The organism is Deinococcus sp. AJ005 (assembly GCF_009017495.1).
Taxonomy (GTDB): Bacteria; Deinococcota; Deinococci; order Deinococcales; family Deinococcaceae; genus Deinococcus.
On the sequence record NZ_CP044989.1, the window covers coordinates 254,970 to 267,667 of the forward strand.

Below are 12,698 nucleotides of genomic sequence, written 5' to 3' on the forward strand. Positions count from 1 at the left end.
GCCTCACCCGAAAAAAAGATATTAAGCGCCGCGTTCTTCCGCCCACCTCCGCATAGAAAACAAGGAGCCAACCATGTCTCAAACCCTAAAAAAACTCGCCGTCCTGTCCATCTCGCTGCTGGCCTCTGCCGCGCTGGCGCAAACGAAGCAGGTCATCGGTGTCTCCATCCCATCAGCGGACCACGGCTGGACGGGCGGCGTGGTGTACTGGGCCAACCAGACCAAAACAGAGCTGGAAAAGATGTATCCGGGCCTGACGGTGATCGTCAAGACGGCCAAGGACGCCAACGAGCAGGCCAACCAGATTCAGGACATGTACACGGTCAACAAGATCAATGCGCTGGTGATCCTGCCGCAGGAGAGTGCGCCGCTGACCCGGCCCGTCGCCAACCTCAAGAACAAGGGCGTGTTCACGGTGGTGGTGGACCGCGCGCTGACCGATCCCAAGGCGCAGGACGCCTACGTGGCCGGGGACAATCCGGGCCTGGGCCGCGTGAGTGGCGAATACGTGGGCAAAACGTTGGGCGGCAAGGGCAACGTGGTGGTGCTGCGCGGCATTGCCACCGTGATCGACAACCAGCGCGTGGACGCCTTCGACAAGGTGATGAAGGAGAAGTACCCGAACGTCAAGATTCTGGACCGGCAGTACGCCAACTGGAACCGCGACGACGGCTTCAAGGTCATGCAGGACTACCTGACCCGGTTTCCCAAGATCGACGCCGTATGGGCGCAGGACGACGATATTGCCGTGGGCGTGCTGAAGGCCATTGAGCAGGCCGGGCGCAAGGACATCAAATTCGTGCTGGGCGGCGCGGGCATGAAGGAAATGATCAAGAAGGTGCAGGACGGCGATCCCCTGATCACTGCCGACGTGACCTACCCGCCCAACATGATCCGCGAGGCCATGCTGCTGACCGCCAAATCGCGCATGACCAAAACCGCCATGCCCAAGACCACGATCATTCCCAGCCAACTGGTGACCAAGGACAATGCCGCCAAGTTCTACTTCCCGAATTCTCCGTTCTGAGGAGAGGATTGTCTCTTGGTGTGGCGGGGTAGCTGCCACGGTTTGGCCCCTCTGCTTCGCAGCTTTGCCAGTCCGTCCCTGGGGGACACCCCCCCCCAAGGGGAGGCAAATCGATTTCTCCGTGGCTAGATTGGCGGCGACTCCCGGCTTCCCTTGAAAAGAGCTGGCAGCGCAGCCAACTGGCTGGTACAACTCCGCAGGAGAGGGGTTAATCGTGGGAGCCACCCCATCACACCAGCGTCCAACTTGACCCCACCCCTGCCCTGGAGGCACCTTAGACCCATGCCAAGACCTGTCACTTTATTTACCGGCCAGTGGGCCGATCTTCCGCTGGCCCAACTCGCACCGCTGGCCAGACAGATGGGCTTCGACGGCCTGGAATTGGCCTGCTGGGGCGATCATTTCGACGTGCAGCGTGCGCTGAAAGAAGACGGCTACGTAGAAGGCGTGCGCGAGTTGCTCGCCAAACACGGTCTGCAAGTTCACGCCATCGGCAACCATCTGGTGGGGCAGGCGGTGTGTGATCCCATCGACGAGCGGCACAAATCCATCGTTCCCGCGCACGTCTGGGGCGACGGCGATCCCGAGGGTGTGCGCGTGCGGGCGGCCCAGGAAATCATCGACACCGGCAAGGCGGCGCGCAAGCTGGGTGTAAATGTGGTGACCGGCTTTACCGGATCGAGCATCTGGCACAGCCTCTACGCCTTTCCGCCCACCGATCAGGCGTACTGGGAACGCGGGTTTGCGGACTTCGCCCAGCGCTTCACACCCATCCTAGACGCGTTTGCGGAAGTGGACGTGAACTTCGCACTGGAGGTTCACCCCACCGAAATCGCTTTCGATACGGCCAGCGCCGCCCGTGCCCTGGACGCCGTGGGCAACCACCCGCGCTTCGGTTTCAACTACGATCCCAGCCATCTGGCGTATCAGGGCGTGGATTACGTGGGCTTCATTCGACGCTTCCCCCAGCGCATCTACCACGTTCACATCAAAGACGTGTGGTGGGGCCACGGCAGCGGCGAGGTGGGCGTCTTCGGCGGCCACACCACCTTCGGTGACAGACGGCGCTTCTGGGACTTTCGCTCGGTGGGACGCGGCGACGTGAAATTCGAGGACATCATCGTGGCGCTGCACGACATCGGGTATGAAGGTCCCCTGAGCATCGAGTGGGAGGACGCCCGCATGGACCGGGTGGCCGGCGCAACCGAGAGTGCGGCCTACACGCGCCGCCTGGATTTCCCGCCGTCGGACGTGGTCTTCGACGCGGCCTTCGCCAAGGAAGAGGCGTGAGCGACTATCAGCGCCCCCTTCGGCTGGCAATGGTGGGCGGTGGGCAGGACGCCTTTATCGGCGCAGTCCATCGGCACGCGGCGGCGCTGGACGGGCGCTACGTGCTGGTGGCCGGGGCGCTGTCCAGCACGCCGGAAAGGTCCAGAGAATCCGGCGCGGCGCTGGGCCTGCCGCCGGAGCGCAGTTACGGCACCTGGCAGGACCTTTTAGACGGCGAGAAAAACAGGGAGGACGGCGCAGAGGTCATCAGCATCGTCACGCCCAATCATCTGCACTTCCCGGTGGCGCTGGCAGCGGTTCAGGCCGGGTTTCACGTCATCTGCGATAAGCCCCTGGTGCCCACTCTCAAGGAAGCACAGGAGTTGGAGGCAGCCGTCCGACAGGCTGGAACCGCCTTCGCCGTGACCTACAACTATAGCGGCTACCCGATGATCCGTCAGGCCCGCGAGATGGTCCGCAAGGGCGAGCTGGGGAGCGTCCGCAAGGTGATCGTGGAATACCACCAGGGCTGGCTGGCCACCGAGCAGACGGGCAAACAGGCCGAGTGGCGCACCGATCCGGCCCGCAGCGGTCCTGCCGGGGCGCTGGGCGACATAGGCACCCACGCCGAGCAACTGACGACGTTTGTCAGTGGATTATCGCTGGCAGAGGTGGCCGCCGAGCTGACCGCCTTCGTACCGGGCCGCCCGCTGGACGACGACGCCAGCATGTTGCTGCGTTTTGAAGGGGGCGCAAGGGGCGTACTGACCGTCTCCCAGATCGAGATTGGCCGCGAGAATGACTTGCGCCTGTCCGTCTTCGGCACAAAGGGCAGCTTGAGCTGGCGGCAGGAAGACCCCAATCACCTCCTTTTTGACCAACTGGACAGGCCCCGGCAGATTCTGACGCGTGGCGGGCCGGGCACAGGCGGCGCGGCCAATGCCATGACCCGTCTTCCCGCAGGCCATCCCGAAGCGTTTATCGAGGCGTTCGCCAACATCTACCGCGCCGTGGCCGACGATCTGGCGGCGCGGGAACGGGGCGAGGGCGTCAACCCCGACTACCCCACAGTCAGCGACGGCGTGCAGGGCGTGGAGTTTATGACGTTCGTGCTGGAAAGTGCAGCAGCGAATGGAAACTGGGTTAGCCTGAAAGGCAGTGGCTAAGTCGAGCAAGCCCGAAACCGGGCGCGTCAGCATCCGCGAGGTGGCCGCCGCGTCGGGCGTCAGCACGGCCACGGTCTCCAAGGTGCTGTCGGGCCGCGCGGAGTATCCAGTGCGTGCCGAGACCGCCGAGCGGGTCAGGCGGGTGGCGCTGGAGCTGGGCTATGTGCCGGACGTGGCCGCCCGCAACCTGCGGACCCGGCAGACCGGGCAACTGGGCGTGGTGCTGGAAGCCGTGGGCGCGTCGGAACCCGACAGTCTGCTGGGGGCCATGACCACCAGCAACGCGGTGCGCCGGACCTTTGACGGCGCGATCATGGCGGGCCTCAGCGACGCGGCACGTAGCCTGAACGTGCCCGCACTGGTGGTCTATCCGGGCAGCAGCGGCCTGCACCACACCTATCTGGACGGGCGGGTGGACGGGCTGCTGGTCAGTTGCGATCCGTTGCGTGGCCACCAGTTGCTCCAGGATCTGGCACAGTTGCCGCTGCCCGTGGTGGCGCTGTGGACCCAGCGGGTGCCGCCGGGCATCAGCAGCGTGGACGTGGACCATACGGCGGGCGCGCGGCAGGCCGTCGAGCATCTGCTGGAGCTGGGGCACACCCGCATCGCCTTTTACGGCGGTGGTGAGGCCAGCGGCGTCGAACACTTCCAGCGCCGGGAAAAGGGCTACCGGGAAGCGATGACCGCCGCCGGACACTCCCCTCTGACCGCCGTGCATGACGGTGATCTGCTGGTGCAGACCGTCAGACGGGGCGAGGTGAGCGCGGTCTTCGCCGAAACCGATCTGGGCGCGGCGGCGGTGGTACAGGCCCTCGCCGGGGCCGGGCTGAGCGTTCCCGCCGACCTCTCGCTGGTGGGCTTCGACGACATCCTGGGCGCGGAATACATCGCGGGCGGCCTGACGACGGTGTATCAGCCCGCAGCAGAGATGGCGGCGGAAGGTGTGCGGGTGCTGCTGGCCCGGCTGAAGGGGAAGCCCGTGTCGCAGACGCTGCTGTCCCCGCATCTGCTGGTGCGCCGCAGCACCGCGCCGTTGACTGCTACCCAGATCCAGAGTCACGGCAACTGATTGAGTTGGCGTCAGGTGCGCCCCGGATATATGACCTCTTGACCTTTTGGAAGAACGGCGTATACTTCACTCACCGAAATCGTTTTCCTTAACCCAAACCGCTGGGACTTCCCTTCAAAGTCTATCTTTCTGTTCCGATTCGATTCTACCAAGGTGTCGGATTTCCCCCGTCTATTTACCGGCCTATAAGGCCAAATCAAGGAGTTCTATGAAACGAATGGGTATCTTGACCGCAGTTCTCGGCCTGAGCCTTCTCGCCTCGCCCGCCCTGGCTCAGAAACAGGTGGTGGTGGGCGTCAGTTGGTCCAACTTTCAGGAGGAGCGCTGGAAGACAGACGAAGCGGCGATCAAGGCGCAACTGGACAAGATGGGGGCCAAGTACATCAGCGCCGATGCCCAGAGTTCCAACGAGAAGCAGCTCTCGGACATCGAGAGTCTGGTGACGCGCGGCGCAACCGTGTTGCTGGTGCTGGCCCAGGACACCGAGGCCGTGCTGCCCGCCATCGCCAAGGCCAAGGCCGACGGCATTCCCGTGGTGTCCTATGACCGCCTGATCGAGGACCCCTGGGCGTTCTACATCTCCTTCGACAACAAGGAAGTTGGTCGGTTGCAGGCCAAGATGATTCTGGACGCCAAACCCAAGGGCAATTACGCCTTTATCAAGGGCAGCCCCAGCGATCCCAACGCGGCGCTGCTGTACGCCGGGCAACTGGAAGTGCTGGACAAGGCGATCAAGTCCGGCGCGATCAAGAACGTGGGCAGCCAGTTCACCGAAGGCTGGCAGCCCGAGATCGCCCAGCGCAACATGGAGCAGATGTTGACCGCCAACCAGAACAAGATTGACGCGGTGGTGGCCTCCAACGACGGCACGGCAGGGGGCGCGGTCTCGGCACTGGCGGGCGTGGGGCTGGCGGGCAAGATTCCCATCTCGGGCCAGGACGCCGACAAGGCCGCCCTGAACCGGATTGCCAGAGGACTGCAAACCGGGACCGTCTGGAAGGACTCGCGCACGCTGGGAACGGAAGCAGCCAAGATCGCCGTACAACTGGCGGGCGGCGCCAAGGTCAACGCCATCAAGGGCAGCAGCACCTTCAACGGCGGCCCCAAGAAGGTGGCAGTGTCCAGCATCCTCCTCAAGCCTGTCGTGATCACCAAGGCCAACCTGGGCACGCTGATCACCGCCAAGTGGGCCACCAAGGCTGAGATCTGCAACGGCGTGACGGGCGCTGCGGCCCCGGCAGCCTGCCGCTAAGCCCCTAGACCTTTCCAGGGGGAATGAACGCGGGCCTTATTGTCGCCCCGTCATTTCCCCCTTTTTGTGCCACGCCCGGCTGGGGCTGGAGGAATATGCAGAGTGTCAAGACCGTTTCAACCACGCCGCCTAAGCGATTACTGGCGCAACTGGGGATTGATGGCCGATTGCTGTTCATGGTGCTGGCGATTGCCGGCATCTGGATCGCTTTTAACCTGCTGACCGGCGGGGTCTTCATCACTTCCCGCAACCTGTGGAACCTGTCGGTGCAGACCGCGTCGGTGGGCGTGATGGTCAGCGGCATGGTCCTGATCATCGTCATGCGGAACATCGATCTGTCTATCGGCTCGATCCTAGGGTTCACGGGCATGGCGATGGCGGTCCTGAACATCCGCGTGTTCACGCAGGATACGTGGTGGGGCGCGCTGCTCACGCTGGCGCTGGGGCTGCTGCTGGGGCTGGGCATCGGCATGTTGCAGGGAACGTGGGTGGCGCTGCTGGGCGTGCCGTCCTTTATCGTCACCCTGGGCGGTTTGCTGATCTTCCGGGGCGGCGCGTGGCTGCTGACCAGCGGCCAGACGGTTGCGCCCCTGACCGAGACCTTCCAGATTCTGGGCGGTGGCCTGAACGGCTCGATAGGCGGCCCGGCAAGCTGGGGCGTGGGCGCGCTGATCGCGGCGGCCATCGTTCTGACGGACCTGCGGAATTACCAGCAGCGGGCCAGACGCGGGCTGCCCAACCGCACCGCCATCCTGCAATTCGCCTTCACCGGCGTCACGCTGGCGCTGGTGCTGGCCTTCGTGCTGGTAATGAACAGTTACCCTGATCCCCGCAGCGGCCTGCCACGCGGGATGCCGGTGCCGGTGCTGATCATGCTGGCGGTCACGGCGATCATGATGTGGGTGGTGCGCGCCACCCGCTTCGGGCGTTATGTATTCGCCTACGGCGGCAACCCGGAAGCCGCGCGGCTGGCCGGGATCAACACCACCCGCCTGACCATCCTGGTGTTCGGCATCATGGGCATGCTGGCCGCCCTCGCCGGGGCGATTCAAACGGCCCGCCTGAACGCCGGGACCAACTCCACCGGCACCCTGGCCGAACTGAGCGTGATCGCGGCTGCCGTCATCGGGGGAACCTCGCTGGCAGGTGGTACGGGCAGCATTCCCGGCGCATTCCTGGGCGCAATCCTGATGGCGAGCCTGATCAACGGCATGCTCCTGCTCGATCTCCCTAGCGCGTGGCAGAACGTGGTGCAGGGCTTGGTGTTGATGTTGGCGGTCACGCTGGACGGCATCTTCCAGCGTAGGCGGGCCAAATGAGCGCCACCACGGTCAACAGGACGGGTACGCCATTGGTGGAGGCGCGCGGCATCTCCAAGAGTTTTGGCGGCATCCACGCGCTGGAGGACGTGAATATCAGTCTGGCCCCCGGCGAGGTGCTGGGGCTGCTGGGTCACAACGGTGCCGGCAAATCCACGCTGATCAAGATGCTTTCCGGCGCGTACACCGCCGACGCTGGGCAGATCCTGATCAACGGGCAGGAAGTGAAGCTGACCAGTCCACGTACCGCGCAGAAGCTGGGCATCGAGACGATCTACCAGAATCTGGCACTGGCCGACAATCTGGACGTGGCGGCCAACATCTTCCTGGGGCGCGAGTTGCTGCGTGGCGGCGCTCTGGACGAGGACACGATGGAGTTGGAGGCCCGCAAGGTGCTGGACCGCCTGAAGGTTAACCTGCCGGACCTCAAAAAGCCTGTTTTTAACCTGTCGGGCGGGCAGCGCCAGTGTATCGCCATCAGCCGGGCCATTTATTTCAAGGCCAGGGTGCTGATCATGGACGAACCCACCGCCGCACTGGGGCCGCAGGAAACGCATCAGGTCAACGAGCTGATCAAGTCGCTGAAGACCGAGGGCGTGGGCATCTTCCTGATCAGCCACGACATGCACGACGTGTTTGACCTAGCGGACCGTGTAACCGTGATGAAAAACGGCAAGGTGGTGGGCAGCGCCCTGACCTCACGGATCACGCAGGACGAGGTGCTGGAGATGATCATCGCGGGCAAGTTGCCGGGGCGGGATGTGCTGACGGTCTAGACGTTCTGCCCGTTGCCACTTCGCTCAAATCAAACCGAAATCGTTTTCGTTATACCCTGGGAGAACCATGACCAACTTGACCCCCACCGCCGCAGACCGTTTCACCTTTGGCCTCTGGACCGTCGGCAACGTCGGACGCGATCCGTTTGGCGAACCCACCCGGCAGCCACTGAGCGCGCCGTACATCGTGCGGAAGCTGGCCGAGCTGGGCGCGTCGGGCATTAACTTGCACGACAACGATCTGGTGCCGATTGACGCCACGGCTGCCGAGCGCGACAGGATCGTCTCGGACCTGAAAGCCGCGCTGGCTGAAACCGGGTTGAAGGTGCCGATGGCGACTACCAATCTGTTCGGCGATCCGGCGTTCAAGGACGGCGCGTTCACCAGTGCGGACCGCCGCGTGCGGGCCTACGCGCTGCAAAAGACCATGCGCTCTATGGACCTGGGGGCCGAGCTGGGCGCAAAAACCTACGTGTTCTGGGGGGGCCGCGAGGGAACCGAGGTGGACGCGGGCGGCAAGCTGCTGGACGCGCTGGCGTGGTTCCGCGAGAGCCTGAACTTCCTGGCCGAATACAGCGAATCGCAGGGCTACGGCTACCGCTTCGCGTTGGAACCCAAGCCCAACGAGCCGCGCGCCGACATCTTCCTGCCCACGGTGGGCAGTGCTCTGGGCTTCATTCCCACGCTGGATAAGCCCGAACTGTTCGGCGTCAACCCCGAATTTGCCCATGAGACGATGGCGGGCCTCAGCTTTCCGCACGCCATCGCGCAGGCACTGGACGCAGGCAAGCTGTTCCACATCGATCTGAACGATCAGAAGATGGGCCGCTTCGATCAGGATCTGCGCTTTGGCGCGGAGAACATCAAGGGCGCATTCTTCACCGTGATGCTGCTGGAGGACACGGGTTACAGCGGCTCCCTTCACTTTGACGCCCACGCCCTGCGGACCGAGGACGAGGCGGGCGTGTGGGCCTTCGCGCGCGGCTGCATGCGGACCTACCTGATCCTGAAGGACAAGGTGGCGCAGTTCCACGCCGATCCCGAGATCACGGCGGCGCTGGAGGCCTACCGCGTGGAGGACACGGAGCTGGCCGCCCTGAGCAAGTTCTCGCCCGAGAATGCTGAGGCGCTCAAGAACCGTGAATTTGACCGTGAGGCGCTGGGCGTGCGTGGACCGGGCCTGGAAGCCCTGGACCAGATGACCATCGAACTGCTGATGGGCGTGCGCGGGTGAGCCAACCCGTCACTCTGGGCATCGACATCGGCACCAGCGGCGTCAAGGCGGTGGCGCTGGACGCGGGCGGGAAGGTGGTGGCCAGCACCACGCGAACCTACCCGCTGCTGACGCCTCAGCCCGGCTGGACCGAGCAGCGCCCGCAGGACTGGGCATCGGCCACTCTGGACGCGCTCAAAGAACTGGCCGCAACTCTCAAAGCAGGCGGCTGGACACCCCTGGCCCTGGGCCTCAGCGGGCAGATGCACGGTGCGGTCTTTCTGGACAAAGACGGCGAGGTGATTCGTCCTGCGCCCCTCTGGAACGATCAGCGAACTGGGGCGGCGGTGGACGAGATCGAGGCGAAACTCCCGCGCGAGGAGCTGATCGCCCGTACCGGCAACCGTGCGGTAACTGGGTTTCAGTTGCCCAAGGTGCTGTGGCTGCGGCAGGCCGAGCCAGAGAACTTTGCCCGCCTGCATAAAGTGCTGCTGCCCAAAGATTACCTGGGATATGTCCTGACCGGGAACTTCCTCACCGAGCCGTCTGACGCATCGGGGATCGGCGCGCTGAATCTGGCGGCCAAGACCTGGGATATGGACGTGCTGAACGCCCTGTCGCTAAGTGTGGACCTCCTTCCCGAAGTGGTGGATTCCTGGGCGGTGGTGGGCCAGATTCTGCCGGAGATGGCCGTGCAGACTGGCCTGCCCGCTGACCTCAAGATCGTGGCGGGCGGCGGCGACAACGCGGCGGCGGGCATCGGCCTGGGCCTGGGCGCACACCGCCCCGGCGTGGGCAGCGTCAGCCTGGGCACCAGCGGCGTGCTGTTCGCCCCGCTGGACACGCCCACCCCTGATCCGCAGGGCCGCGTCCACCTGTTCGCTCACGCGGACGGTGGCTATAACCTGCTGGGCGTCACCCTGGCCTGCGCCGGGGCCTTGCAATGGTTCCACGACGCGCTGGCCCCCGAAACGGATTTTCCCGCCCTGTTGGAAGAAGCGGCCACCGTTCCAGACGGCGCGGAGGGCGTGACCTTCCTCCCCTATCTGGCCGGGGAGCGCAGCCCGCTGATGAACCCGGACTTGCGCGGTTCGTGGTCCGGCCTGAGTCTGGCGCACCGCCGCCCGCATCTGGTTCGCGCACTGCTGGAAGGCACGGTCTGCGCGCTGTCGGACACCTATAAGGTCATGCAGCCGATTTCCAGCCTGACCACATTGCTGTCTACGGGCGGCGGCGCGCGTAGTGACCTGTGGCTGAGTCTGGTCAGCGGCGCGCTGGACTTGCCTGTCCAGCACATCGAACATGCGCCCGGCGCTGCGGAGGGGGCGGCGTTGCTCGCCATGCCTGCCGCTGGACTGTTCCCCGACATCAAAGCGGTGATGGACACGCTCAGACCCCAGGGTGAGGCGGTTGTGGCGCAGCCGATGACGCGGGCGCTGAAGCAGCATGCGGCGGCGCTGGAAACATTGCCGGAGTTGTAACCGAAAGACAGCGACGTGGACACGGGCGAAACGGCTCCTGTCCACGTCGCTGTGTTACAGTCGCGTCCTCACTTCCCACAGCTCGGGGAACAGCACCACGCCCAGCACGCCGCGCAGGTAGCCCGCGCCGCTAGTGCCGCCGGAACCCGCTTTAAAGCCAATCGTGCGCTCCACGGTGGTCAGGTGGTTAAAGCGCCAGCGCCGGAAGTTGTCCTCCACGTCCAGCAACTTCTCGGCCAGCTCGTACAGGTCCCAGTACGTCTGTGGATCGCGGTAGACGGTCAGCCAGGAGTCCAGCACGGTCTCATTCAACACGGGTGGCAGGGTGAGGTCACGGTTCAGCACCTCGTCCGGCACGGGCAGCCCGCGTTCGGCCAGCAGCCGCAGGGCCAGATCGTAGACGCTGGGGGCGTTTAGCACAGCTTCGAGCGGGCCGTGCAGGTCCGGACGGTGTTCGTGCGGGCGCAGCAGCACGGCGCGGCGGTTGCCCAGCAGGAATTCCACCGTCCGGTAGCTGGCCGACTGGAAGCCCGACGCCTGCCCGAAGGCATGCCGGAATTGCAGATAATCGGCGGGTGTCATGGTCTTCAGGACTTCCCAGGCGTTGGTCAGTTGCTCCTGGGCGCGCACCACGCGGGTCAGCATCTTCAGCGGCGCGTCAGTGATACCACCCTCCAGTAGCGTCATGGCCGCCCGCAGTTCGCGCACGATCAGTTCCAGCCACACTTCCGAGACGTGGTGAACGGTGATGAACAGGTGCTCGTCGTGTGCCTCGGTGATCGGCTGGTGGGCCGCTTTAAGCGTGTCCAGACGGAGGTAATCACCGTAGCTCAGGCTCTGGGTAAAGTCGGTATAGGCCCGTTCAGGAGCGTTCTGGTCAGTCATGCGCCTCCTTCTAAGACCTGTTTAATGCCCTGCACGGCCCGCCACACGTCCGCGTGCGAGTGGTACAGCGGCGTGAAGCCGAAGCGCAGGATGTCCGGCGTGCGGTAGTCGCCCAAGATGCCGCTCTTGATCAGCTTTTGCATCACTTCCCGCGCCTGCGGATGCCTGTAGGAGACCTGACTGCCGCGCTCGTCGTGGTTTCGCGGCGTGACCAGCTTCAGCGGATACTGCGCAGTCAGCGGTTCCATCAACTCGATAAACGTGTCGGTCAGTGACAGTGATTTGGCCCGCAACACGTTCATGTCTACATCCGCGAACACGTCCAGCGCGGCGTCCAGCGCGCTCAGGCTGAGGACCGTGGGTGTGCCCACCACGTAGCGCCGTGCGCCGGGGGCAGGGGTGAAGTCGCGGGCCATCTCGAAGGGGTCAGCGTGGCCCATCCAGCCGCTCAGGAAGGCGCGGGCCGAGTCCTGATGCCGCTCAGCGACAAACAGAAAACTGGGTGCGCCGGGGCCACCGTTGAGAAATTTGTAGCCGCAGCCTACCGCGAAGTCCGCGCCCGCACCATTCAGATCCACGGGAAACGCCCCGGCGGAATGCGCCAGATCCCACACCGTCAGGATGCCGTGCTGGTGCGCTTTGGTCGTCAGGCCCGCCATGTCCAGCCGGTGGCCCGTGCGGTAATCCACCTCGGTCAGCAGGGTCAGGGCGACGTCTTCGCTCAGGTTGGCTTCCAGTTCTGCACTTGGCACGGGCCGCAACTCGTACTTCTCGCCCAGCAGCGCGTTCAAACCCTGCGCCATGTACAGGTCCGTGGGGAAATTATCAGCGTCGGTCAGGATCACGCGGCGTTCGGGCGAGGCCATATGTAGCGCGGCGGCCAGCAGTTTGAAGATGTTGACGCTGGTGCTGTCACCTACCGCGACTTCGTGGGACTGCGCGCCGATCAGGGGGGCGATCTTGGCGGCCACGCGGTCCGGCAGGTTCATCCAATCCTGGGCCGCCTCCGCGTTGGCGGTCCACGAGCGGATAAGCTGACCACCCCATTCCTCCTCGGCCACGCGGGCGAGGCGGGCGGGAACGGTCAGCGGCAGCGCGCCTAAACTGTTGCCGTCCAGGTAGACCACGCCCTCCGGCAACTTGAATTCGGCGCGTTTGTGAGCCAGCGGGTCGCGGGCGTCCTTTTGCTGCAACTGGCTCAGGGTGGAATCGGCGAACAGGCGGTCAAATACGGTCATGGG

Annotated in this window: 11 protein-coding genes; 9 read left to right on the forward strand and 2 right to left on the reverse strand. The window is 64.6% G+C overall.

All coding sequences use genetic code 11. The features are described 5' to 3' along the window. Nucleotides 1-73 precede the first annotated feature (73 nt). The 9 genes from DAAJ005_RS01500 to xylB all read left to right on the forward strand — a co-directional run bounded on the left by DAAJ005_RS01500 (nt 74) and on the right by xylB (nt 10,572). On the forward strand, nt 74-1,027 hold the full coding sequence (locus DAAJ005_RS01500; RefSeq protein WP_151845552.1) for an ABC transporter substrate-binding protein: 954 nt from the start codon (nt 74-76) through the stop codon (nt 1,025-1,027). A gap of 282 nt (nt 1,028-1,309) precedes the next feature. Continuing rightward, on the forward strand, nt 1,310-2,317 hold the full coding sequence (locus DAAJ005_RS01505) for a sugar phosphate isomerase/epimerase (protein WP_151845553.1): 1,008 nt from the start codon (nt 1,310-1,312) through the stop codon (nt 2,315-2,317). Then, on the forward strand, nt 2,314-3,462 hold the full coding sequence (locus DAAJ005_RS01510) for a Gfo/Idh/MocA family protein (RefSeq protein WP_151845554.1): 1,149 nt from the start codon (nt 2,314-2,316) through the stop codon (nt 3,460-3,462). The genes DAAJ005_RS01505 and DAAJ005_RS01510 overlap by 4 nt, the downstream gene beginning before the upstream one ends. Further along, the gene (locus DAAJ005_RS01515) at nt 3,455-4,531 is read left to right on the forward strand and encodes a LacI family DNA-binding transcriptional regulator (RefSeq protein WP_151845555.1); all 1,077 of its coding nucleotides are present in this window, start codon (nt 3,455-3,457) and stop codon (nt 4,529-4,531) included. Before DAAJ005_RS01510 ends, DAAJ005_RS01515 begins: the two co-directional genes overlap by 8 nt. Nucleotides 4,532-4,739: 208 nt before the next feature. Further along, on the forward strand, nt 4,740-5,783 hold the full coding sequence (gene xylF / locus DAAJ005_RS01520; RefSeq protein ID WP_151845556.1) for a D-xylose ABC transporter substrate-binding protein: 1,044 nt from the start codon (nt 4,740-4,742) through the stop codon (nt 5,781-5,783). 95 nt (nt 5,784-5,878) lie between these two features. After that, nucleotides 5,879-7,102, forward strand: a complete 1,224-nt coding sequence (locus tag DAAJ005_RS01525; RefSeq protein ID WP_151845557.1) for a sugar ABC transporter permease — start codon at nt 5,879-5,881, stop codon at nt 7,100-7,102. Further along, entirely contained in the window at nt 7,099-7,878 is a 780-nt protein-coding gene (locus tag DAAJ005_RS01530; RefSeq protein ID WP_151845558.1) for an ATP-binding cassette domain-containing protein, read from the forward strand. Before DAAJ005_RS01525 ends, DAAJ005_RS01530 begins: the two co-directional genes overlap by 4 nt. A gap of 67 nt (nt 7,879-7,945) precedes the next feature. Continuing rightward, complete coding sequence (gene xylA, locus DAAJ005_RS01535; protein ID WP_151845559.1) at nt 7,946-9,112, forward strand: xylose isomerase; 1,167 nt, start codon at nt 7,946-7,948, stop codon at nt 9,110-9,112. After that, entirely contained in the window at nt 9,109-10,572 is a 1,464-nt protein-coding gene (xylB, locus tag DAAJ005_RS01540) for a xylulokinase (RefSeq protein ID WP_151845560.1), read from the forward strand. The genes xylA and xylB overlap by 4 nt, the downstream gene beginning before the upstream one ends. Before the next feature lie 54 nt (nt 10,573-10,626). On the opposite strand, the gene DAAJ005_RS01545 is transcribed toward xylB, so the two are convergent. Then, the gene (locus tag DAAJ005_RS01545; RefSeq protein ID WP_151845561.1) at nt 10,627-11,457 is read right to left on the reverse strand and encodes a tryptophan 2,3-dioxygenase; all 831 of its coding nucleotides are present in this window, start codon (nt 11,455-11,457) and stop codon (nt 10,627-10,629) included. Further along, the gene (gene kynU, locus DAAJ005_RS01550; RefSeq protein WP_151845562.1) at nt 11,454-12,695 is read right to left on the reverse strand and encodes a kynureninase; all 1,242 of its coding nucleotides are present in this window, start codon (nt 12,693-12,695) and stop codon (nt 11,454-11,456) included. Before kynU ends, DAAJ005_RS01545 begins: the two co-directional genes overlap by 4 nt. Nucleotides 12,696-12,698: the final 3 nt, after the last annotated feature.

What these genes read in the sequence shown, in the direction of transcription:
- DAAJ005_RS01500 (WP_151845552.1), top strand. Translation starts at nt 74, where the DNA reads ATGTCTCAAACCCTAAAAAAACTCGCCGTCCTGTCCATCTCGCTGCTG.
- DAAJ005_RS01505 (WP_151845553.1), top strand. Translation starts at nt 1,310, where the DNA reads ATGCCAAGACCTGTCACTTTATTTACCGGCCAGTGGGCCGATCTTCCG.
- xylF (WP_151845556.1), top strand. Translation starts at nt 4,740, where the DNA reads ATGAAACGAATGGGTATCTTGACCGCAGTTCTCGGCCTGAGCCTTCTC.
- DAAJ005_RS01525 (WP_151845557.1), top strand. Translation starts at nt 5,879, where the DNA reads ATGCAGAGTGTCAAGACCGTTTCAACCACGCCGCCTAAGCGATTACTG.
- DAAJ005_RS01530 (WP_151845558.1), top strand. Translation starts at nt 7,099, where the DNA reads ATGAGCGCCACCACGGTCAACAGGACGGGTACGCCATTGGTGGAGGCG.
- xylA (WP_151845559.1), top strand. Translation starts at nt 7,946, where the DNA reads ATGACCAACTTGACCCCCACCGCCGCAGACCGTTTCACCTTTGGCCTC.
- DAAJ005_RS01545 (WP_151845561.1), bottom strand. Translation starts at nt 11,457, where the DNA reads ATGACTGACCAGAACGCTCCTGAACGGGCCTATACCGACTTTACCCAG.
- kynU (WP_151845562.1), bottom strand. Translation starts at nt 12,695, where the DNA reads ATGACCGTATTTGACCGCCTGTTCGCCGATTCCACCCTGAGCCAGTTG.